The organism is Qingshengfaniella alkalisoli (genome assembly GCF_007855645.1).
In the GTDB taxonomy this organism is placed as follows: domain Bacteria; phylum Pseudomonadota; class Alphaproteobacteria; order Rhodobacterales; family Rhodobacteraceae; genus Qingshengfaniella; species Qingshengfaniella alkalisoli.
The window spans coordinates 1399607-1424295 of sequence record NZ_CP042261.1 but is presented as its reverse complement, the minus strand read 5'-3'; the positions used below and the strand labels follow the sequence as shown (position 1 = coordinate 1424295).

The following is a 24689-nucleotide window of genomic DNA, read 5'->3' as shown; positions in this document are numbered from 1 at the left end:
GCGTTCAAAACCATGCGTTGACGACGATCATATGACATTCCGTTGATCTTAGCCCTGAAAGCGATGACGGACAATGCGCACCGGCAACTTATTGCCGGTGCGCGGATTGCTTTTCAGGCTGCACGCTTGTGCCGGCCCTCTTGAACTTCTTCGATGATCCTGGTGACAAATGCGTCGAGATTCGCAGGGCTGCGGCTAGTGATGATGCCGTTTGACACTGCGACCGCTTCGTCGACCCAGTTGGCACCGGCATTGACGAGATCAGTCTTGATCGAGTGGTAAGATGTCATCTCGCGGCCTTCTGTGACGCCAGCTTCGATCAGCAGCCAGGGACCGTGACAGATTGCGGCCACGATCTTGCCTTGTTCCACGAAGTCGCGGACTAATCGGACTGCTTGCGCGTTTGTGCGCAGAATGTCCGGATTCATCTGGCCGCCGGGAATGACGATTGCGTCGTAGTCGTCCGCGCTGACCTCTTCCAGCCGTTTGTCATGGTGGGCAATGTCGCCCCAATCCTTGTTCTTCCAGCCGCGAATGTCTTCGCCGCCCGGTGTTGCTAGATGCACGGTTGCACCAGCCGAGGACAGCTTGGTGCGCGGAGCATCCAGTTCGGACTGCTCAAAGCCGTGGGTGGAGATCATCAGAATGGCGGATTCATTGATGGCTGGCATGGTGTCCTCCTTTCGAATCTCGGGATGCTATCCCTGTCGAAAAGGAACCGTCCGTCCAGCAAAATGTTCCGTATCCTCTAACCTTCAAGGATACGCGCGACCATTTCACCAGTGTCGCGTGACAGGCCGGGCGAGGACTGAATGCGTCCGAGCGCGGCACGCATCAAATCCTGCCGGTCCGCATCGTACCGGCGCCAGGTTTCGAATACGGTGCTCATGCGTGCCGTGGTTTGCGGATTCACCGGATCGAGCCGGATCAGCCAATCGGAAACGAAGTCATAGCCTTTGCCTGACGCGTGATGGAAACCGGCGGCATTCGAGGCCAGACCGCCCACGACGGCGCGGAACCGGTTGGGGTTTTTCCAGTCGAACTTGGGATGCTCGGCCAGGTCCGTCGCGATCCGTGCTGCGTCGCCAGGTGTCGCCAGCGCGACCTGCATCGAGAACCACTTGTCCAACACAAGGCGATCATCCGCCCATTGGTCATAGAACCGTTCCAACTGCGAGATGCCGCTGCCGACGCGAAGCAGTGCCGACAACGAGCCCAACTGAAGCGTCATGTTGTCAGCCGTATCGTACTGTTCAGCCGCCCGTTCGCCACCGTCTCGGCGTGACAGCAAGGTCAGAGATGCGTTCAGCAGCGCGCGTCGGCCAGCGCCTTGCGCGTCAGGCGCATAGACGCCTTCGGGCTTCATCGCGGTGAACACGGAGGCAAGACTGCCTTCGGCATGCGCAGCGAAGGCGTTGGCGAACTGCTCGGACACCTGGTGGATACGGGTCGGGTCAGGGGTGGTGTTCGCCTCGAAGAGGGTTTGTGCGATGTCGTCTTCGGAGGGCTGTTGCAACACAAGCGCGCGGAACGCCGGGTCAAGCGTGTCGTCGCGCAGTACATCTGCCAGCGCCGACAGCAGATCCTCATCTGCCGTGTTCTCGCCCAGTGCCATGCCAGTCAGGCAATCCTTCATCAGGCCTCGGGCGGCTTCCCATTTGTTGAAGCTGTCAGTGTCATGGCGCAGCAGGAACAACCGCTCGGCTTTGTCGCTGTTGCGATGTAGGATGACGGGGGCCGAAAACTCGCGCAGAATCGACGGCACCGGACGTTCGGGCAGATTTTCGAAAGTGAAGCTTTGCTCGCGGCTCGTTAGTTCCAGCACCTCGGTTCCGCGTAATTCTGAACCGTTCTGCGCCAATAGCCCGACCGCCACGGGGATCACAAGCGAACGTTTCTCGTCCTGTCCCGGCGTCGGAGGCGTTTCCTGGTGAAACTGTAGCGTATAGCTGCCGTCCCGCCAGTCCTCTGTGACATATACACGAGGGGTGCCCGCCTGACTGTACCAGCGCTTGAATTGCGACAGATCGCGTCCCGTGGCATCTTCGAACACGGCAAGCCAGTCCTCGATGGTGCAGGCTTGGCCGTCGTGACGCGCGAAGTAAAGCTCCAGCGCTTCGTAATAGGCGTTGTCGCCGACCAGACGCTTCAGCATCCTGATGAGCTCAGCGCCTTTTTCGTACACTGTCGCGGTGTAGAAGTTGTTGATTTCGACAAAGCTTTGGGGGCGGACGGGATGCGCCAGCGGACCGTTGTCTTCACGAAACTGACGCGCGCGCAGGGCCAGCACGTCATCGATGCGGCGTACGGCGGCGGATCGCTCGTCCGCACTGAACTGCTGGTCGCGGAACACGGTCAGCCCTTCCTTGAGACAGAGCTGGAACCAGTCGCGGCAGGTGATCCGGTTGCCCGTCCAGTTGTGGAAATATTCATGCGCGATAATCGACTCGATCCGCTCGAAGTTTGCGTCCGTTGCGGTTTCGGGCGAGGCGAGTACGGCGGCTGAATTGAAGATATTCAGCCCTTTGTTCTCCATCGCGCCCATATTGAAATCGTCCACTGCCACGATGTTGAATACGTCCAGATCGTATTCACGACCGTAAACCTGTTCATCCCAGAGCATCGACCGTTTCAACGCGTCCATTCCGAAGGCACATTTGCCAATGTCGGCTTCGCGCACCCAGATCGCCAGATCGACATCCTTGCCGCCAGCAGTGGTAAAGCTATCTTCGTGGGCAACCAATTCACCCGCGACCAATGCGAACAAATACGCGGGTTTGGGCCAAGGGTCGATCCATTCCGCGAACGCGTCCCCACGTTTTCCGGGATTGCCGTTGGACAAAAGCACGGGCAGATCAGATTCGATGCGCACCGAGAACGGCGCCATCACATCGGGTCGGTCCGGGTAATAGGTGATCTTGCGAAATCCCTCGGCCTCGCATTGGGTGCAGTACATGCCGTTAGACATGTAAAGGCCTTCAAGCGTGGTATTGCCCTGCGGGTCGATCTCTACCTCAGCTTCCCAGGTGAAAGGACCATCCGGTGTCTTACAGGTCAACTGGGTGTCCGTAATCTCGGGCTCAACGGGAACACCGTCAATCGCGGCGGAGATCAATTTCAGCTTTTCGCCGTCCAGTTTGAATGCACCGGGCGCGTCTGGATTGGGCACAAACCGGATGCGGGACAGCACGCGCGTCGCAGTGGGGTCGAGCCTGAAAGTCAGTTTCACATCCTCTACCAACCACGCTGGTGGGCGGTAGTCCTTCAAATAGATCGGCTGAGGTGCTGCATGCTGGGCGTCGGTGGTGGACATCTGCTTCTCCGCGGAACCTGCGATTTCGCGCGACGTTATTTGGCTAAGGGCAACACAGCAACCATCTCGACGCATAAAAGGAGCATCTCATGTCTGCCTCCGAAACAAATACGGAAAAGCAGGCGAAGCGGCACAGCCCGGCGCTGATCGGTATCGGCATTGCCGTAGCCATCGGCGTGATCATAGCAGTCGTTCTTGCGGTGAGCGTCGCGATCCGCGGGAACGATCCGGGCGATCAAGATGATAACGCCCAGCCCGTACCGACTGCCGCCGAAGAGGTGTCGGTGCAGCAGTGACAAGTGCCGGAATCTAGGCTCATGGTTGCGTCCAGCCCCCTCCCGACTTAAACGGATCATTGCATGCGACCGCATGCACGGGAGATTTCGAGGGGATTCGAGGAGCGTTAGCCGATGGCCGCATATGTTATTCGCAATGGATTGCAAGTGGATGCGGAACTCGCATCTCTGATTGAAAAAGAGGCGTTGCCCGGTACTGGTGTCGGTGACAGCGCATTCTGGGCAGGACTTGCCCATCTGGTGGCGGAGTATGGCCCTGAAAACGCGGCGCTTCTGAAGAAGCGCGATGACCTGCAAAAAACAATCGATGCCTGGCATGTCGAGCACCGTGGCAAACGCATCGATGCGGCAGCCTACCAGACATTCCTGGAAGAGATCGGCTACCTGGTGCCGGAGGGCCCGGCATTCGAGATCGAGACCAAGAATGTAGATCCCGAATTCGCCACAATTGCCGGCCCACAACTGGTCGTTCCGATCATGAATGCACGTTATGCGCTCAACGCCGCCAATGCGCGGTGGGGAAGCCTGTACGATGCGCTTTACGGAACCGACGCAATAGGCGATTTGCCACGGGGCAAAGACTATGATCCCGATCGCGGGGCAAGGGTCATTGCATGGGCCAAGGCGCATCTGGACGGTGCTGTCCCACTTGACGGGGCAAACTGGGCCGATGTGACCAAGCTGTCCGCCGAGGGCGGCAAGCTGGCGATCGAAACTGCGAACGGTGCTGTAGCGCTGGCTGATCCGGAGCAGTTCGTGGGCTACAACAAGGACGATCTGTGCGACTGGCAGATCCTGTTCCGCAAAAACGGTTTGCTGATCGAAGTGTTGGTAGACAGCAAGAGCCGCATCGGCAAGGACGATCCGGCGAACATCTCCGATGTCTGGCTGGAATCGGCTGTTTCGACGATCATGGATTGCGAGGACTCGGTCGCCGCCGTGGATGGCCCGGACAAGGCACTGGCCTATCGCAACTGGCTGGGCCTCATGAAGGGCGATCTGGAGGAGACCGTCACCAAGGGCGGCAAGACCTTCGTGCGCAAACTGAACCCCGACAGCAACTACACCTCCGCGGGTGGCGACAAGCTGACGGTTAAGGGGCGCTCCATGATGCTGGTGCGCAATGTGGGTCACTTGATGACCACACCGGCTGTGCTAGATGCGGATGGTAACGAGATTGGCGAAGGGCTTCTTGACGCGCTCTGCACGGTTGCAATCGCGATGCACGATCTGGCCCGTACGCATGGTCCGCGCAACTCCGAACATGGCTCCGTTTATGTTGTGAAGCCGAAGATGCATGGCCCGGAAGAAGTTGCGTTCGCCGACCGCATCTTTACGGCTGTCGAAAAGATCCTCGGCCTGCCGCAGAACACGGTGAAGATCGGCATCATGGACGAGGAACGCCGCACCAGTGCAAACCTCAAGGAATGCATACGCGCCGCGAAGTCGCGTGTTGCCTTCATCAACACGGGTTTTCTTGATCGCACAGGTGATGAGATCCACACATCGATGGAAGCGGGCCCGATGGTGCGCAAGGGCGAGATGAAGAATTCCGCCTGGATCAAGTCTTACGAGGAACGCAACGTCGACATCGGTCTGGCCTGCGGTCTTCAGGGCAAGGCGCAGATCGGCAAGGGCATGTGGGCCATGCCCGATCGTATGAACGAGATGCTGGATCAGAAGACCGGCCATCCGCACGCCGGCGCGAATTGCGCATGGGTTCCCAGCCCGACCGCCGCCACCCTGCACGCGACCCATTATCACCAGATCGATGTGTTCCAACGTCAGAACGAGATCAAGGCAGGAGGCGCGCGCGGCACCCTCGACGAATTGCTGACGATTCCGTTGGCTGAAGGCACGAACTGGAGCGACGCGGAAGTCACCGCCGAGATCGAGAACAACGCACAGGGCATTCTGGGCTACGTAGTTCGTTGGGTCGATGCAGGCGTGGGCTGTTCCAAGGTGCCTGACATCAATGATATCGGCTTGATGGAAGATCGGGCGACCTGCCGGATCAGTTCGCAGGCGTTGGCCAATTGGTTGCATCATGGCATCGTTTCCGAAAAGCAGGTGATGGATGCGATGAAGAAGATGGCCAAGAAGGTGGATGAACAGAATTCAGGTGATCCCACCTACCGTCCGATGGCGCCAGGCTATGACACCATTGCATTCAAGGCGGCGTGCGATCTGGTCTTCAAGGGCCGGGAACAGCCTTCGGGATACACGGAGCCGGTGCTTCACCGCCGCCGTCTCGAACTCAAAGCGGCAAGTTGATCAGGGAGAAGACCATGACCGATATCTCACTTCGGAAAGCACGTCAGATCATCAAGGCGACATTGGCGAAGGGGCGCGAGATGGACCTCAAGCCGCTATCGGTCGTGGTTCTGGATGCCGGCGGACACGTCAAAGCGTTCGAGCGCGAAGACGGCGCGAGCCCGGGCCGTTTCGCCATCGCGCAGGGCAAGGCCTATGGCGCTGTGATGCTTGGCATGCCGGGCAGTGCACAGATGGCCCGCGCGGAACAGCAGGCCTACTTCATGGCCGCTGCGAATGGTGTCTTCGGCGGTCAGGTCGTTCCCGTTCCGGGTGGCGTGTTACTCAAGGACAAGAAGGGCGACGTCTTGGGTGCAATTGGCGTGACGGGCGACACGTCAGACAATGACGCTGAAGCGGCGCTTGCCGGCGCAGATGCGGCGGGGCTGGTCGGGGAGGCCTGAGCGGTTCCAATCCTGCCCAAGCCGTGGGCTTGAAATCGGAGACCTGCCTGCAACCCGGGCAGGTCATTTTGTATTCCGGCTATGAATTTACGACATCTCGACGACGACGACATTGCACCCTATCGTCGTGCACGGAAAGCATGAGGATCGAAATGAAGCGGCCCATCGTCGGTATCATCAGCAACACTCATCTGATCAATGATCAGTACCCTACTCATGCGGGCGGTACGATGAATATCGAAGCCGTTTCGGATGTTGTCGGGGCTATGCCGCTTGTCATACCCGCTGATCCTCGCTTCGTAAGAATAAATGAACTGATGGAAACCTTTGACGGGTTCCTGTTGACCGGTGGAAGACCGAACGTGCACCCGGAAGAATACGGCGAGGCGCCCACCGAAGCGCATGGCCAGTTTGACCGCAACCGTGATGCTATTACGCTGCCGCTGGTTCGCGCCTGTGTAGATCGGGGACAGCCCGTGCTTGGCATCTGCCGCGGGTTTCAGGAAATGAATGTCGCGCTGGGCGGCACGCTTTATCCCGAAATTCGTGACCTTCCAGGGCGAATGAATCATCGCATGCCGCCGGAGGGGTCGCTGGAAGAGAAGTTCGAACTGCGTCACGAGGTGTCACTGACCCTAAACGGGGTATTCCATCGGCTGTTGGGCGCGACCAAGGTTATGACGAATACGCTCCACGGTCAGGGCATCAAGACCGCCGGTTCGCGGATCGTGATCGACGGGGAGGCGCCCGATGGTACTCCGGAGGCGCTCTATATCCGCGATGCGCCCGGGTTCTCGCTTGGGGTACAGTGGCACCCGGAATGGAACGCGGCCAATGATCCCGTGTCGCGCCCGTTGTTCAAGGCTTTCGGTGATGCTGTCCAGTGCTGGTCGGAAGGCCGTCGACCTTCGTCCCTGAAATCAGCCTGACGTTATAGCCGCTTTTCCATCCGGAAGTTGGTCAGCGCGACCCCACGCCGTTCGACCGTCTGTTCGCAAATTTCTTGCCAGCCTTGTTTCAGAAAGAAACGGCGGGCGAGATGGCTGGCTTCGGTATCCAGCCGCGTCAGGCCCAGCAGAAGCGCGTCGTGCAACAGCGCGTCATGAAGGGCCGCTGCAACGTTGGTGCCCATCGCCTCCGGCGCGATAAAGGCTAGATCCAGATGCCCGTCGCGCCCAAGAGTCATGAAACCCACAGTCGCGCTATCCCTAACTGCAACCTTGGTGATATGCTTGGCCAGACGATCCGACCAGTTGTCGGGCATCCGACGGGAGCCGGCCCAAGCATCGCGTTGCGCAGCGTTGTAGAAGCGTGTCGTGCCCTGATGGATGGCCGTGTAGAAAATTTCCCAGAGCCGATAGGCATCTTCCGGTTGAAACTGTCGAATGCGAAGCATGGCTTACCTGTGGGGCAATTGCGTGGCATTGTCCGCTGGCGCGGATGACTCGGCTCGACGTGTAAAAGATTTGTGGCAGACAGGAAACCTATGCGGGACAATCCATTTCGTTTTGAACTGACCAATGAATTGCACGCGCGTCCTTTCCCGACACTGAAAGCGCCGGCGCAGGTGATCTACCTTGCGATCAAGACCCGCAATGAAGGTTTGCGCGATCATCAGGCAGAACAACGCCACTTGTTCGATCTTCTGGACCATTTCGGGGCTGCCAAACCTGATCCTGATGTCACCCATTATTCCGGCCAACTCGGCCGGTACCGCCTGAAATGGGAAAGCCACACTGAGTTTGTCAGCTACACGGTGATGATCGATAATGAAGATCTGGGTTTCGAGACCCCACTGACCAGGGTGTTTCCCGCCGATTGGCTGGCGGGGGCACCGGGAGAGCGGATCAGTTCGGCCATCATCCATATCGGTCTGGCAGATGATCCGGCGCAGATCCGTACCTTTGTGGACCATCACTTCGTGTCCGAAAGCCTGGCTGTCAGTTCGGTCTTGGACGGTGCGGCGGTGATCGCGGGCGATTTCCGCACCGATGCTGCTGGCAACAAGCGCATGGCGATCTTTGTGCCACCCGAAACGGGGCCGAACCGGATCGGGCGTATCATGCAGCGCCTGACGGAAATTGAAACCTACACCACCATGTCAATGCTCGGGTTGGCGATGACCCGGCGCGTCTCACCGGAACTGACCCGCATAGATGGCGCTTTGGCGCGGGTGGCCGAAGAGATGGCTAAGGCAGAAAGCGACCCAGAGGATACATTGCAGGCGCTGCTGCAGATCGGGGCCGATCTCGAGCATCTCGCGGGGCAGAACAATTTCCGCTTTGGTGCGACCGGGGCCTATGCCGCAATCGTCAATCAAAGGATCGAGGTGCTGCACGAGGACCGGTTCGAGGGACGCCAGACCATGGGCGAGTTCATGATGCGCCGCTTCGATCCGGCGATGCGAACGGTGCAGTCGACGGAACGGCGCGTCAGTGATCTGGCGCAGCGCAGCATGCGGGCAGGGAACCTGCTCAGAACGCGCGTGGATGTCGAACGTTCGGCGCAGAACCAATCGCTGCTGGAAAGCATGGATCGCCGTGCGGCCATGCAGCTTCGGTTGCAGCATACGGTCGAAGGGCTCAGTGTCGTCGCGATCAGCTATTATGCGCTGAACCTTGTCCTGTATTTGACCGGTCCGCTGGAAAAGGTGCTGGGACTGGGAAAGACGGAACTGGCCGCAGGAGCCACGCCCATCGTTGTGCTGTTGGTTTGGCTATTGGTCAGTCGTATTCGCAAGCATTTGGAATAGTGGGCCGCTTTTCGATGGTTCTCAGGTCTGCCCGGATGTAGCGTGTGGTCTGAAACTCCTGTCAGATTGATAAGACCATGCCCATAAAGAACCGCTTTTCCGAATTGCTACCCGAAATCACCGGCTGGCGTCGCCATATCCATGCTAACCCTGAATTGATGTTTGACACCCATGAAACGTCCGCGTTCGTGGCTGAGCGTCTGCGGGAGTTTGGCTGCGACGAGGTGGTCGAAGGTATCGGTCAGACTGGTCTGGTCGGCGTCATTCGGGGGCGGCAGAAGGGCGACACCGTAATCGGTCTGCGCGCGGACATGGATGCGCTGCCCATCACCGAAGCCACGGGTCTGGACTATGCTTCCGCCAATCCGGGTAAGATGCACGCCTGTGGGCATGATGGCCACACGGCGATGCTTCTGGGTGCGGCACGCTATCTTGCGGAGACACGGAATTTCGCGGGCACGGTTATTGTCATCTTCCAGCCAGCCGAAGAAGGCGGCGGCGGCGCGCGTGTGATGATCGAAGATGGGCTTCTTGATCGCTTCGGTATTCAGGAAGTTTACGGCATGCATAACTGGCCGGGTATTCCAACGGGCACGTTCGCTATCCGTCCCGGTCCGTTCTTTGCTGCGACTGACGAGTTCACGATCACCGTTGAAGGCAAGGGCGGACACGCGGCCAAACCGCATATCGCTACCGACAGCATTCTGGTCGGCAGCCAGATCGTCACGGCCCTGCAAAGCATCGTCAGTCGCAACACGGACCCTGTCGAGCAACTTGTGGTGTCGGTGACCAGCTTTGAAACGAGCAGTACAGCTTACAACGTATTGCCCCAGCGTGTCGTGTTGCGGGGCACCGTCCGCAGTCTCGACGCCGCCAACCGGGACATGGCGCAGGACCGTCTGACCAACCTCGTCCAGATGACCGCTGCCGCCTATGGCGCCAAGGCTGATCTGGAGTATCAGCGCGGCTATCCTGTCATGGTCAACTCCGACGATGAAACCGATTTTGCCTCCGCTGTCGCACGGCAGGTATCTGGCGATTGCGACGAGGCTCCGCTGATCATGGGCGGTGAGGACTTCGCTTATATGTTGCAGGAGCGTCCGGGCGCATACATCATGGTAGGCAATGGCGACACGGCGCCTGTTCATCACCCGGAATACAATTTCAACGATGAAGCGATTCCTGCGGGATGTTCGTGGTGGGCGGAGATCGTCGAAAAACGGATGCCCGTTAGCTGATCACCCGCCGGTGTGACTCATATGGCGGGACATTTTCCCGCCAACCACCTGCCGCGAATAATCGAAATCATGGCCCTTGGGCTTATGCGTGATCGCCTCGCGGATCGCCTCGATCAAGGGGGCGTCACTGCCTGGATTGTCGCGCAGAGGTTTGCGCAGGTCGGCACGGCCTTCCTGCCCCAGACACATGTAAAGCTCTCCCGTGCAGGTCAGCCTGACCCGGTTACAGCTTTCGCAGAAATTGTGGCTGAGCGGTGTGATGAAGCCGATCTTCTGGTTCGTCTCCATCAGTCGAACATAACGGGCAGGGCCTCCGCTGCGTTCGGCGCTGTCGGTGAGCGTATATCGCTCGGCCAGCCGGGCACGCAAATCCTTCAGTGACCAGTATTGATCCAGACGTTCTTCGTTGCCGATATCGCCCATCGGCATGACCTCTATGAAGGTCAGGTCCATGTCCTGCGCCGCGCACCATTCGGTCAGGGCGAACAGTTCATCTTCGTTGAAGCCCTTCAGCGCGACCGTGTTGATCTTGACCCGCAGTCCCGCGTTGCGGGCGGCGTCGATTCCGCGCAGAACTTGCGGCAGGCGTCCCCAACGTGTGACATCGGCAAACTTCGTCTCATCCAACGTATCCAGCGATACGTTCACCCGCCGCACGCCGCAGTCATAGAGATCGCGGGCGAAGCGTTCGAGTTGTGAGCCGTTTGTGGTCAGCGTCAGCTCATCCAGATCGCCCGCATCGATATGCCTGCGCATCGCGCGGAAAAAGGTCATGATGTCACGGCGAACCAAAGGCTCCCCGCCCGTGATCCGGAGCTTGCGCACGCCTAGGCGCACGAAACCAGAACACATGCGATCCAGTTCTTCCAGCGTCAGAAGTTCCTTCTTTGGCAGGAAGGTCATGTGTTCGGACATGCAATAGACGCAACGAAAATCGCATCTGTCGGTAACCGATACGCGCAGGTAGGTGATCGCGCGATCAAAGGGGTCTATCAGTTGAGTGTTCATGGACAAAGGCTAGGCTTGCAGCCTTTGACGAGCAAGGGTTTTCGCGCACGATGTATCAGTATCAACGCTTTGGAGATAATGTCTCGGACAGGTTCGCGCGACCGGCTGACAAGTGATGAGCCCAAGCTCCTTGAGGACGTCGTGAAAGACGCCTTCGCGAAGGGCCAAGTCCCGAGCCCCCGACACGGAAGGAAGCTGATCGCCGGCTTGCTGCGCTGGGAGAAGTTCAAGGACGACCTGCGCTTAGACGCGAAGCTGGCGGAATTTCTAAAGCGGGGCTTCGGCCTGAAGATGTCCCGACTTGTCCGAGGCGAGCTGATCAGCTTTCACGACAAGACCTGCCTTTGCAAGTCCGTCGGCCAGATCAGCCAGCAACGGATCCACCCAGTTGAGCCCGGAGAACCATGGGTAGAACGCTTCACGGATATCGGGATGGGTTGCAACCAGCTTTTCGACGATGGGTGCGGCGTCTTCTTCCAGTCCCAACTTGCCCATTATCGCCACCTTCACGAGCAATACGAACAACTGGTTGGATGTCGAACGCGACATCAGGCGGTAGGCGCTCTCGTGGTCCCCCTCGACGAAGTGGGCCAATGCAATGTCGGCGAAGTTCGAACTGAGGTTGATCCCCCAGTCCTCTTCGGCCTTTCTGTAGATTTCAAGTGCTTCCGAGCCGCGGCCCAACCTGGTCAGGCGGCTGGCGATACGCAATTCAAGGTGAATATTGCCCGGATATTTCGCCCGGATATGTTCCTGCAACTCGTCAAACGCACGGATCCGCTGCTGGCTTAGTGCAAGCTGCATGAGCGCGACCTTGGTGAGGTAGGCGTGGGGTGCCAGTTCCTCGGCCTTGGCCGCAGCACGTTCGGCCCGTTCGATAAGCTTCAGCCGCTCCTCCGGTTCCTCGGCCCCGTAGTAGCGCGTCCGCACCGCGTAGAACGTGCTCAGAATGGCCCAGGCCGCGGCATCATTCGGAAATCGTTCGACGGTGCGTTCAAGACATTCGCGCATTTCCGGATACACCGTTGCATTCTCGACCGCTCTCATGAGCTGTGCGCGCGACAAGCAGGCCTGGTTCGTAAAGAGTTCGCCATGATACCTTTCCAGGGCCAAGGGCACCGCGCCGTTCTCGCCCAGGATCTGGAAGCTCACCTTGTAGATGTCTCTCTCGATCGTGTCCGAACTCGTTCCCGATAGCGGTTCACTGGATGCCCAGAGCAGGAAGCCGGATTCAGGATCCACCAGTTGCCAGCGCAGTTCTGGCGGCGAAACGCCCGCGATACTTGTCTTGAGGGTAAAGACGATGTCATCGTCGTCAGTGCTCGGCGCAGGGTCATTCGTGCCGGGTATCGAGGATGGCGGAGAGATCCTCGCCAGCCTGATGCGCGACAGCGCCGGGGAAAGCCGGAGGTCGATCTCCTTGGCCAGTGCTTCCAGATCGGAACCGACATGCTCGGTTGGCTGAACATTGATAACGACGTTTCCCGATAGCGGCCGTTCGCCGGTTTGCCGCAAGAAGATGACTACGAGCGCGATAGCGACCATTGCAAACAGACAGCAGGCGATCAGAACGCCGGGACGAAGAAATGTGGAGCGAAAAGAAGAAGACCCATCAGTTCTGTCCGAGCCCGGCGCCTCCTGTACGTCCCGGAACTCTATGGATGGGACATATCCGCCTTTGGGCAGACTGATTTCAACGCCGGATGTAGCTTCTCGTGCGTCGTAGTAGGCCTTTAGCGCGTTTCGAACCCGACCGGCCGTCGTCCGCACGATGGTATCACTTGACGGATCAAAATCGACGCTTCTGCCGAAGGCCTCTGTCGCGATGGTGTAAGCCTTGAGATGGTCGTCGCGTCCAGCAATATGCTCGTTTGTCACGTATTCCAGGAAGGTACGTACAATCGGCGCGTTCGCAAATTGGTTCGAACCTAGAATATTCTGCAGTTCATTCTGTACCAGTTCTTTTTCCGTAGCTGTGAAAGCAGCAGTCACTGGTTTCAGATCGTACGGCTGGTTTCCGCCCACAATAAATGTCCCCGAATTTATCTCGACTTTGGTGCCATGTCGGTTCCGCGTGTTCGTGGAGACGTTCGTCTTCGGCAAGACAGGTGTCTCAACCCGCATACGTTCTGGCGGCTCTGGCAGAGCCTCTTCCTGCAAGGTTGTGGCTGTCCTTAACGGAACGTCAGTGTCACTTCAAGCTGTGACACGGCCGTTATTTCCATGGTTTCAAGGCTGTCACGGTTACAGCACCCACTGTCACTTCCTTGACTGGTGAATTCCTTTACGCGTGTGCCCTGGTCTGCAGCGATCAGGGTCTTGCTCATTTCCGAAAGACAGAACCCGGCATCGCCTCGGCCAACGTGAAGAAGTCACCGGAAAGGGATACAGGCGATGCATTTAGCTGTAATTCGGAAAGCCAGCAGTGAAACACAGCAGATTTCCGATACGAGCCGTGTCACATTGGATGCCCCTAGCGTCATACGCCTGCAGGCCGGCCCGGAACAGATCGCAGGGTATCAGCGTGACGGTGACGACCTGGTCATCACGTTGAACGACGGTTCGGTGCTGCGTATCGACAATTTCTTCGTGATGATTGAAGGTGAGCGTAGCGACCTGGTCTTCGAAGATGCGAGCGATGTCGACTGGTGGGCGCAGTATGACGATACCTCTGATGGATTCGCATTTGCGGAGATTGAACAGCAGGGTGCGTCCATGCCCTGGTTGCCGGGGCTATTGGCCACCGGGTTGGGCGCAGGTGCGGCTGCCGCAAGCGGCGGAGACTCCGGATCCGCAGCGATGGAAAACGATCCCCCTGAAGGTGCAGCCCAGCCGGTGACGACGCCGGAAGACACGCCGGTCGATGGTGTGGTGACGGGCAGCGATGTCGATGGCGACGAGTTGAGCTACACTCTGAGCGGCGATCCCGAGCATGGCACGGTGACGGTCAATCCCGACGGCAGCTACAGCTACGTGCCGGACGAGGACTACACCGGCGAGGACTCGTTCGAGGTTACGGTCTCCGACGGCAACGGCGGTACGGACACGGTGACGGTTCCGGTGACCGTGACGCCGGTGAATGACCCGCCGGTTGGCGAGGCCGAGCTGGTGACGACGCCGGAAGATACGCCGGTGGATGGTGTCGTAACGGGCAGCGATGTCGATGGCGACGATCTGACCTACACGCTGAACGGCGATCCGGAGCACGGCACGGTCACGGTCAATCCCGACGGCAGCTACAGCTACGTGCCGGACGAGGACTACACCGGCGAGGACTCGTTCGAGGTTACGGTCTCCGACGGCAACGGCGGTACGGACACGGTGACGGTTCCGGTGACCGTGACGCCGGTGAATGACCCGCCGGTTGGCGAGGCCGAGCTGGTGACGACGCCGGAAGATACGCCGGTGGATGGTGTCGTAACGGGCAGCGATGTCGATGGCGACGATCTGACCTACACGCTGAACGGCGATCCGGAGCACGGCACGGTCACGGTCAATCCCGACGGCAGCTACAGCTACGTGCCGGACGAGGACTACACCGGCGAGGACTCGTTCGAGGTTACGGTTTCAGACGGCAACGGTGGCACGGACACCGTGACGGTTCCGGTGACGGTGACCCCTGTGAACGACCCAGCCGCGATCTCCGGTGAAGCGGAAGGTGATGTCATCGAGGCCGGTGGCGTGGAAAACGATGTGCCAGGCAGTCCCGATGCCTTGGGAACTCTCGCAGTAGAGGATGTGGACGAAGGAGAGGCCGGGTTCCAGGCGCCGGACAGTCTGGAAGGCACCTATGGCAGCTTCAGCTTCGATCCGGAGACCGGAGAGTGGAGTTACACGCTCGACAATGACCGCGCAGCGACCCAGGCGCTGACCGATGGTGAGACTGCAACCGATCAGCTGGTGGTGACCAGCCGCGACGGCACCGCGACCGAGACCATCGAAGTCACCGTGACCGGGGCCAATGACGTGCCCGTGGTGACCGAGGGAACCGGCGCGGTGACCGAGGATGATGACAACGGGACGGGCAACCTGACGACAAGCGGGCAGCTCACTATCTCGGACCCGGATGCCGGGGAAAGCGGCGTCGATGCAGACAATCTTGCCTTTGTGGGCGGTAGCCATGGCGGCGCGGCACTGGGTGCGATGTCCGTCGATAGCGATGGCAACTGGGACTATTCCGTCGACAATACTCTGGAAGATATCCAGACACTGGCCGAAGGCGAGTCGATCACGGAAAGCTGGACGGTGCCATCGACGGACGGGACGGCCGACACGACTATCACGGTGACGATCAACGGCACCAACGACCTGCCGGAGATCTCCGGCGAGGCGACCGGTGATGTGGCCGAGGACGGCACGCAGATCGCCACCGGTACGCTGGCGCAAACCGACATCGACACTTCGGACAGTCATGTCTGGACTGTCGAGGGCAGCAGCGGCACCTATGGCGAACTGACCGTTGACGAAGAAACCGGCGAATGGCGCTACGAACTCGACAACAGCTCGCCCGAAGTCCAGGCCCTTGCCGAAGACGAGTCCGTGCTCGACGAAATCACCGTACGGGTGACCGACAGCGCCGGCGGCTATGACGAACAGGTGGTGACAATCACCATCACCGGCGAGAACGATGGACTGACGATCTCGCCCGGCTCGGATCTCGATGCGTCTGTCACCGAGACCGCAGACGGTGCGGCCGGGGAGAACGCGGAGGATCACAGCCAGACGGGTACGATCACCGTGATCGACCCCGACGGTTCGGATACGCATACGGTCGACGTGACGGAAGCGGGTACCGACTATCTCGGCACTTTCACCACAACGGAAGTCGACTCGGACACCGGCCAGATCGACTGGACCTTCACGGTCAACGACAGCGTGCTGGACGGTCTGGGCGAAGGTGAGACGCTGACACAACACTATGACGTGACGGTCACGGATTCCTCTGGGGATACGGCGACCGAGACGGTCGAGGTGACCCTCACCGGTACCAACGACCAGCCGGTGACCGGCGATGAAGCGTCGCTCATCGCGCCGGGCGACGACGCGGTCATGGATGTGCTCGCCAATGACAGCGATGACGATGACGGCGAAACCGCCGGACTGACGGTTACATCTGTCGACGGCCAACCAATCGCCGTGGGCGCCCCGGTGGTCCTCAGCGACGATCGCGGAACGGTCACGCTGAACGGCAGCGGTCAGCTTACCTTTGCGCCGGGGCCGGGCGCATCGGGGGAAATCTCGCTGCCCTATACTGTCGATGACGGCAGCGGCGCGCCCAATGCGACGGCGACCGGGAACTGGGTCATCAATATCGTCGGCGTGGATATCACCGACGATGCCAGCCCCGATGACGCGACGACGCCCGATGACGTTCTGTCGTCGGTTGATGAGCTGACAGAGGTCGCCATCAGTGGCCACGCGGCCCCCGGCGGCACCGTCACGTCCCTCGTGATCAGCGACGGGACCAACGAGGTGACCGTGCCGGTTGACAGTATCACTGTGCAAGCGGATGGTTCCTACACGACGACGGCGGATCTCAGCGGGCTATCTGATGGTGATCTGACGGTCACCGCCGATATCGAGGATGCGTCGGGCAACACGGCCACGACGACCGACACGATCTTCAAGGACACCGTGACCACCGTTGAGATCGATCCGGTTCTGGTTGTTGACGGTGAGCCACCAACCGTGACCGGAACCGGCGAGCCGGGTGCCGAAGTCACACTCGATGTCGACGGGTCCAGCTATACTGCAGAGGTTCAGCCTGACGGCACCTGGAGCGTCACCTTGCCGGGCCCGCTGGGCGAGGATGACACCGAGATCTCGGCGGAGGCGGTCGACGAATACGGGAACACGAGCACGGATGATCGCACGGTGACCGGCCTGACCGTCGCCGATGCGGTCGACGGGGAACTGGAAGACATCGTTGTCGAAGAGGCGGGGCTGCCCGACGGCTCGGACGCCGGCTCGGATACCGATGCGACGGCCTCTACCTTCACGATTGCGCCCGGCCTGTCGACGCTTTCGAGCATCGTCATCGGTGGTACCGTTTCCGGTGGCACACTGAGTGGCGGAACCGAACTGACCGCGCTGCAACTCGAAGGTACGGGGACCACGCCGGTGGACATCCCCACGGACTATGGGACACTCACGATCACGGGATATGACGCCGAGACGGGCGTCATCAGCTATACCTATGCGCTGTCTGAGAATTCGGACGAGCACAGTGATAGTGTCGCCAATGACCGCATCCACGAGTCGATCCAGATCGCCGTGGTTGAAACCGACGGCGATATCCGGGTGGATAGCCTGACCGCTGCCGTGGAGGACGACGCACCTCAGGTCCCGCAGGACGATACCGCCGTGACCGTAGCTGAGGGCGGCGGCGCAGTCGGCTCGGCAAGCGGCGGGACGAACCTGTTGGCGAATGACACGCTTGGCGCCGATGGCGGCCGCGTGCACGAGGTTGGCTATACCGACCGCTCCGGTGCGGACGTCTCGGTGCAGATCCCGGAAGGCGGGTCCGAAACCGTCGAGACGCAATACGGAGAGCTGACAGTAGAAAGCGACGGCACCTGGACCTACACGCCGCTGGCGACGGTGGAGCACGCACAGCCTGCCAACGATACCGACCTGAGCGACGATTTCAGCTATACCGTCATCGACGCAGATGGCGACATTTCCGCCGGTTCGGCGACGCAGGCCATTACGGTTACCGATACGGCCCCCGCCTTCAGGGCGCCGGAAGACGGGACCGTCGACGAGGCAAACCTGGCGACAGGCAGCAACCCGGACGCACCTCAGACGGTGGTCGACGGCTCGCTGAACCTGAGTGCGGGGCAGGACACGCTGGACGTCAAGCTGACGACCGATAGCGCGCCCGACGGACTGTCATCCGGCGGCGACGATCTACGCTACGAGCTGTCGACGGATGGGCACACGCTTACGGCCTACACGGTCAACGGCGGTGATCCGGTCTTTATTGTGACAGTTACCGATCCGACCTCGGCAGACGCGGGCTACTCTTTCGAGCTGTTGGGGCCGCTTGATCACGACGGCGAGGAAAGTCTGGACCTGACTTTTGGCACAGAGGTAACCGACAGCGACGGCGACACCGATACGACCGATTTCAGCGTGACCATTGCCGACGATGCGGTCGGGGCAACGCTGGCGCGCACCGTGGACGAGGACAGCGAAGGGTTCACCGCCAACATCTCGGCCGACGCGACGGCCGACAACACCGTGATCTGGCAGAACGGCGTCGAACTGACCGGCGATTCTGACGGCTCCGGTGGCACGATCTACAACACCGCCAATGGCACCGTGACCATCAGCGCCGATGGCGAACTCGACTACGTGCCGGACCCGCAATTCAGCGGCCAGGAAACTTATCAGGTTCGTACCGAAGATGACGGAACAGACGCGACCGTCGACGTGACAGTGGATGTGACGCCGGTTTCGGATGCGCCAACGATTGATGCGGACGCCGCAGATGTCGGCACGCTGGAGGACACCGCGGTGGCATTGGGCCTGACTGCGCCGGTCGTGGTCGATGACGGAACGGGTGCGGGCAACAATCCCACCCCGGAACGCATCGGGGCCATCACGCTTTCCGGGCTGCCAGAGGGGGCGGAGCTGAGCTGGGGCAGCGGGTCGGTGACCGTTGACGATAGCGGCGAGGTGACGATCACGCTGACCGACCCCGGCCTGACTGTGGCGGACGCCACGGGCGCGATCAGCATGACCAGCGACGAGTTCGAGGCGCTGGAGGTGCTGCCGCCCGAACACGACTCGGACAACTTCGATGTAACCTACAGCGTCACGAGCTACGAGGTGGACGGGAGCGGAAACACCCTGCCAGATGTTCCGGGCGCCACCAGCAACGAGACGGTGACCGTCCACGTGCAGGCGGTGACCGATCCGGCAGCGATGGTGTTCGATAGCACGGTCGATGCCGCCGCGGTCGAGAACGCCGACGAGATCACCTATGGAGGCACTGGCGGAAACACCGAGGCCGACATTGCGCTGGACGAGGATATGTCGGTCGATCTGTCCGAAATGCTGCTGACAAGTTTCGACGATCTGGACGGCAGCGAATTGCGGTCGATCACCATCCAGAATGGTTCGGGCGTCGATATCGTCGTGAATGGCCAAACGGTGGCGGCAGGCGAGGGTTTCACGGTTTCGGCGCCGGGACTGGGCACGGACGCATCGGCCTTCCCCGCGATAAATATTGGCGGCACGGCAAATTTCAGCGGCGATCTGAACGGTATCACCGTCACGCTCAACGCCCAGGATAAGGACGCCGACGGTTACCTGGATGGCTCCACGGTCGTGCCGGGCGAGGTCGACGGTATCGCCGAGGCGGATACAAGCGACAACAGTGTCACGTTGAACCTGCATGTTGCGCCCGTGGCCGACGACGTGGCGGTCGAAGGCGCGGAGGGCGAGGAGGACACCGCCATCGCCTTCCTGGCGGGCGTGAGCCTGACGGACACCAGTGAAGATGCATCGACGGGCGGCTCCGAGGTCATCACCGAAGTCTCCTTCGAGGTGCCGGCCGGCTGGACCGTGACGGCTCCGGATGATGCGCTTGCGGGTGCAACAGCGGGACAGACGGGTTCGACCTACACGATCGCTTTCACGGCGGGAACCGAGGCCGAGCGCGAGGCTTATCTGGACGATTTCACGATCACTCCGCCTGCCCACGACAGCAGCGACGCGACGCTGACGCTCGACGTGACTGCCGCTGACGAGAGCATCGTCAATGGGGCGACGGTGACCGATACGACCACGACGCAGCACGAGCTTGTCGTGACGGTCAACGAGACGCCCGAAACCGTCGGCACCGATACCGACGGCGACGGGACCGACGACCTGACGATGACACCGGGTTTCGAGTACCCGTCTGCCGGGACGGAAGATGCGTGGTTCGACATCAATAGCGATGGCTTCGATCTGGCGGCGGGGTGGTCCAACCAGGACGACAGCGAGGTGACCTATGCCCGCCTGACGCCGGAACTGATCAACGGCGACGGCAATCCTGAGGATGCCATCGGCTCGCGGTTCCGCTGGGTGGAAGACGGGACCGCCATGGAAGCTGTCTTTGATGGAACGGCAATCGACGTGCCCATGTCCGCGCTGGACACGCTGGAATTCCGGGCCGCGGACAACTTCTCGGGTCAGTTCAATATCCGGGTTCAGGCCTATACCGTCGACTATGACGATGACGGCGCGATTGGCGGCGACGACAACTCGGAGACCGTCAGCGGCGAGGCCTTCCTGACCAATCTCGTGGTTGCGCCGCAGGCGGACGAGGTGACGCTGAGCCTCGCCGCGCGAACGCAGGGGCCGGAGGATGCTGATATTCCCCTGAATATCCGCCCGACCAGTTCCGACCCGTCCGAAACCTTCGACGTGACCATCGACGCTATTCCGCCCGGTGCGGTGCTGACCTATGACGGCACGGTGCTGGACACCAGCAGCGGCAGCGTCACCCTGACGGATTTCGATCCCCAGGCTGATATGACCCTGCGACCTCCGGAAGACAGCAACGATGACTTCACGCTGAATGTCACGGCGCAATCGGTCGACAGGCTGGAAACCGATGACGGGCTGATCGAGGATACGTCTGATCCGATCAGCCTGGAGATGGATGTCGAGGTCCGGGGCGTCGCGGACGCTGCCGACGTGACCGCGACTCCACAGAACTACGTCGAGGCCGATCTGGACGGTGGCGCCGACAGCGTCATGATCGCCGATCTGCTTGCCGTGGACCGGCAGGACAATGACGGGTCCGAAGCGCTGACGCTCCGGGTGACGGGCTTGCCCGAAGGCTTCGACCTGCCGGATGGCCGGGCGCTGACAACGCCGGAGGTGACCGGCGCAGACCGGGTCTGGGTGCTGACCGAAGCGCAACTCGCGACCGCCGAGATCACGGTTCCGGAGAACTTCAGCGGAACGGTTGACTTCAGCGTGACCCCGGTGACGACCGAGAACGATGGCTCCTCGCTGACCGGCACCAGCGAAGAGGTGAGTTTCAGCGTGACACCGTCGCCCGAGGCGGCGCTGACGAGCAGTGCGACGCTGACCGAGGACACGATCCAGCCGCTTGGTGTCGGGATCGTGCATCAGAACGGCGATACCGACGAGGTGCTTTCCGGGCTCCGGATCAGCGTGGATGATGCGGATGACGGGAACTTCACGCTGTTCATCGGTGAACCGGGTTCCGAAGTGGCACTGTCCGAATCCGGCCTGAACACGGTCACCGAGGGCGGCGTCACCTACTACGAACTGACCGCAGCGCAGGCCGAACAGCTTTCGGCCCAAGGCTCGGAGCATCTGGACGGTGACCTGGGCGGGTTCGATCTGCTCTACCAGGTAACAGATCCGGGCGACGGCAGCGTGTCCGAGGTGACCGGAGACTGGGTCGCTGGCCGTTTCGAGTTGAGCGCTACACCTGTGACGGATCAGCCCGATCTCTCGATCGGCGGTATTTCCAGCGACGGCGATGCCGAGGTGACGGACAACACTGTAAGCGTCGATACAGCCGGAGAGAAGGTGACCGTCAACCTGAACGTCGCCACGCCCGACAGCGACGGCAGCGAGCACGTGGTGCGCGTTCTCATCGAGAATGTGCCGGAGGGCGTGACAGTCGACGATGCACAGGCGATGGGCGGCGGCAACTGGCTCCTGATCTACGATGGCGCCGATGCATTGCCGGTCAACGATGCGGGTGGTATCGACCTGCCCGTCGTTTTCACGGTCGGCAGTGGTGCCGCAGGTGTCACGGACGAAGTCATCTCCATGACCGTCCAGACACAGGATCGCGGCGATCAGGTGACGCCCGGAACCGAAGTGCTGTCTGACAGCACGGAGTGGACGCTGAACACGGATTTCGAGTCCGGCGATCCCGGCAATCCACCTTCGATCGATGCGTGGGATTATACCGATCAGGCGGCGACCGAAGATACCAGCTTCATGTTGTCCGAGATGATCAATGGGCAGGTGACGGCGCAGGGCACGGATCCAAGCATCCTGACGATCACGCTCAGTGATGTTCCGCCCGGAACATCGATTTCCGGAATGGTGCGCACCACGGTCGATGGCCAGGAGGTCTGGACCGCGTCGGTCACGACAAATCCGGGCGATGATGCGGCCGCCGTTCAGGCGCAACTCGGCGCGTTGATGGACAGTATCGTGATCACGCCGGCAGGCGATGGTAACGACAACAATCTTGGTGACGCTTTCTCTTTCGACGCAACGCTGACCACGGCCGTTCCCGGTGGTTCGCAGTCGGTTTCGGAGAATGTGGTGCCGGAAATCCCGGTTGTTCCGGTTGCCGATCCGGCGGATGTCTCGATCGTTCTGGGCGATACGGATGCCGATGGTGAACTGACCGAAACGGACAGCGAGATCCCGTTGACCGTGACAGTGAGCAACATCGCGGACGGTGCCGCGGGGTCCATCGAGAACGGGGATCTCTATCTTCAGATCGGTGGCTCCAACGGGCTGGGCGAGGGCACGCTGACCCTCGACGGAGTGGAGATTCCATCCGAGGAGATCACCGGAGTCGAAGGGATTCCGGATGGCACCTATTACGTCATCTCGGATACCGAGATGGGTGTTCCGTCCGACCTGGTCTTCACACCCGATGAAATGGTGGCCGGCGACGTTACGGTCGATGCCTGGGTGCGGAACACCGAAACGGGCGCGGCAGAGGCGGTGACCTCTGAGGGTTCCGCTACACTGCCGGTGTCGATCAGCAATGACGGTGTGGCGTTCACCGATCCGGCCCCGGTCACCGGTGAGGAGGCTGCGGATACGAGCAGCGACTCGCTGATCGAACTCGATTTGGGTCTGGATCTCAACGACAGCGACGGGTCGGAGCAGATCACCAGCGTGCTGTTGTCGAACCTTCCCGATGGTTTCCTGCTCTACACCGGCGACAGCGTGGGCGATGCGAGCGCAGCCGACATGAGCAGCAATGCCGGAGGAACCGATGGTCTGAATACGTGGATCGTTGCCTCGAACGGTGAGTCGTTGCCGGCCTATATAGGGATTCTCCCGCCCAAGCACTGGAGCGGAACGCTTGAGGATCTGGAACTGACGGTCACCTCGGGCGAAACCGAACTGTCGGAAAGCCGTGTCGATGTTCTGGAACTCGATCCTGTTACCGTGACACCCGTTGCCAACGGGATTGAACTGACGCCCACCAATTCATTCGGGCGTGAAGGAACTATCGTACCGCTGAACCTCAACGCGTCGATGGCGGACTCCGTCGATGCATCGCAGACGGCGGCGCCTGACGCCAGCGTCGAGACCGTGACACTGGAACTGACCGGGCTGGGGCAATACGCGTCCTTCTATGTCGGCGGCGAGCTCCTGACAGGTGGCGTGAACTACGACGCGGGGACGGATACCTACACCGTCGAGGGACTGAGCCAATCCGACGTGGATGCGCTCGGCTTCCGGCAAGCGGCGAACGCGATTGCGGACACCGACGCCACCACGGACGGCGTGCAAGTCGCGGTGACGGCGCGGACCGTGGACGGGGCGGATGTCTCGGCAGACGCGGAGAGCACCGTCACGCTCAACATCGGAGTCCAGCAGACGAGCACGGGAGATGACGACCTGCTGTGGACCGGCCTTTCGATCGACGGGCGAAGCGGCGATGACACGGTGAACCTGCGCCAGGGTGAAAGCCTGACGGGCGATGATCTCCAGAGCAGCCTGAGCAATATCGAGGTGCTCGAGATGGGCATCGCCGGGGCCAACAGCATCACCGACCTGACGGTCGAGCATGTGCTGAACATGACCAGTGGCAGCAATCATCTAACGATTGCAGGATCGGCGGAGGACAACCTGACCCTGGCCGGTGACTGGAACGATAACGGCGACGGCAGCTATACGGGAACCAGCGGCGGCAGCGAGGTAACGCTGGTGGTCGACGGTGCCGGAGTAACGCCGCCAGTCGAGGGCTTCTCTGTGGCCTCTGACGAGGTTTCTGCACCGTCGCTTCTCTCTTTCTCCAGCACCACGGAAAGTTTCGGTCTGGTGGCACTCGATGCGGATGCGATGCCTGATGAAACCGAACCGGGATCGCCCGCGGACTCCATCATTCTGGAGGATGTGCTCATCTCGGACGCGGATGCCGGCTCAGGCGCAGATGCGCTGATCGATCAACTGCCGGAAGAGGACTCTCAAACTCCGGCTGCGGCGGAGGGCGGCAGCAATGAAACCGGAGACTGGGGCAGTTCGACGCCGGATCAAACCCTCGACGAGGAGCTTCAATCCAACGTGGTCTACGAAGTTTGAGGTTGCCGGGATGGTCGTCGCGTCGAATTTCAATGATGAGCTTATGAT

General features: G+C 60.6%; 12 protein-coding genes. 7 read left to right on the top strand and 5 right to left on the bottom strand.

Annotation, left to right across the window (positions count from 1 at the left end):
- Positions 1 to 113: 113 nt before the first annotated feature.
- The gene (locus tag FPZ52_RS07180) at positions 114 to 671 is read right to left on the bottom strand and encodes a type 1 glutamine amidotransferase domain-containing protein (protein ID WP_146364808.1); all 558 of its coding nucleotides are present in this window, start codon (positions 669 to 671) and stop codon (positions 114 to 116) included.
- Positions 672 to 748: 77 nt separating this feature from the next.
- Positions 749 to 3313, bottom strand: a complete 2565-nt coding sequence (gene pepN / locus FPZ52_RS07175; RefSeq protein ID WP_146364807.1) for an aminopeptidase N — start codon at positions 3311 to 3313, stop codon at positions 749 to 751.
- Between the two features lie 89 nt (positions 3314 to 3402).
- Between pepN and FPZ52_RS07170 the strand changes: the two genes are divergently transcribed.
- The 4 genes from FPZ52_RS07170 (at position 3403) to FPZ52_RS07155 (ending at position 7255) form a co-directional block, all read left to right on the top strand.
- Positions 3403 to 3609: a hypothetical protein gene (locus FPZ52_RS07170; protein WP_146364806.1), complete on the top strand. Its 207-nt coding sequence runs from the start codon at positions 3403 to 3405 to the stop codon at positions 3607 to 3609.
- A gap of 114 nt (positions 3610 to 3723) precedes the next feature.
- Positions 3724 to 5883, top strand: coding sequence for a malate synthase G (locus tag FPZ52_RS07165; RefSeq protein ID WP_146364805.1), 2160 nt, complete (start codon positions 3724 to 3726; stop codon positions 5881 to 5883).
- Between the two features lie 14 nt (positions 5884 to 5897).
- Positions 5898 to 6326: a GlcG/HbpS family heme-binding protein gene (locus FPZ52_RS07160; protein WP_146364804.1), complete on the top strand. Its 429-nt coding sequence runs from the start codon at positions 5898 to 5900 to the stop codon at positions 6324 to 6326.
- Between the two features lie 152 nt (positions 6327 to 6478).
- On the top strand, positions 6479 to 7255 hold the full coding sequence (locus FPZ52_RS07155) for a gamma-glutamyl-gamma-aminobutyrate hydrolase family protein (RefSeq protein WP_146364803.1): 777 nt from the start codon (positions 6479 to 6481) through the stop codon (positions 7253 to 7255).
- A 2-nt stretch (positions 7256 to 7257) separates the two neighbouring features.
- Here FPZ52_RS07155 and FPZ52_RS07150 read toward each other — a convergent pair whose 3' ends face one another.
- On the bottom strand, positions 7258 to 7722 hold the full coding sequence (locus tag FPZ52_RS07150; protein WP_146364802.1) for a GNAT family N-acetyltransferase: 465 nt from the start codon (positions 7720 to 7722) through the stop codon (positions 7258 to 7260).
- A gap of 90 nt (positions 7723 to 7812) precedes the next feature.
- Here FPZ52_RS07150 and FPZ52_RS07145 point away from each other — a divergent pair, with 90 nt between their 5' ends.
- Together FPZ52_RS07145 and FPZ52_RS07140 are read left to right on the top strand one after the other, a co-directional pair.
- Positions 7813 to 9078, top strand: coding sequence for a DUF3422 family protein (locus FPZ52_RS07145; RefSeq protein ID WP_146364801.1), 1266 nt, complete (start codon positions 7813 to 7815; stop codon positions 9076 to 9078).
- A gap of 77 nt (positions 9079 to 9155) precedes the next feature.
- Positions 9156 to 10316 carry a M20 aminoacylase family protein gene (locus FPZ52_RS07140; RefSeq protein WP_146364800.1) on the top strand — a complete coding sequence of 387 codons (1161 nt, stop codon included), beginning with the start codon at positions 9156 to 9158 and terminating at the stop codon, positions 10314 to 10316.
- Here the strand turns inward: FPZ52_RS07140 and moaA are convergent, their stop codons facing one another.
- Entirely contained in the window at positions 10317 to 11324 is a 1008-nt protein-coding gene (moaA, locus tag FPZ52_RS07135) for a GTP 3',8-cyclase MoaA (protein ID WP_146364799.1), read from the bottom strand.
- 267 nt (positions 11325 to 11591) lie between these two features.
- Complete coding sequence (locus tag FPZ52_RS07130) at positions 11592 to 13349, bottom strand: tetratricopeptide repeat protein (protein WP_146364798.1); 1758 nt, start codon at positions 13347 to 13349, stop codon at positions 11592 to 11594.
- A gap of 369 nt (positions 13350 to 13718) precedes the next feature.
- On the opposite strand from FPZ52_RS07130, the gene FPZ52_RS07125 reads away from it, so the two are divergent.
- Positions 13719 to 24641 (top strand): VCBS domain-containing protein, encoded by a 10923-nt coding sequence (locus FPZ52_RS07125; RefSeq protein WP_146364797.1) that lies wholly within the window; start codon positions 13719 to 13721, stop codon positions 24639 to 24641.
- The last annotated feature ends 48 nt before the right edge of the window (positions 24642 to 24689 follow it).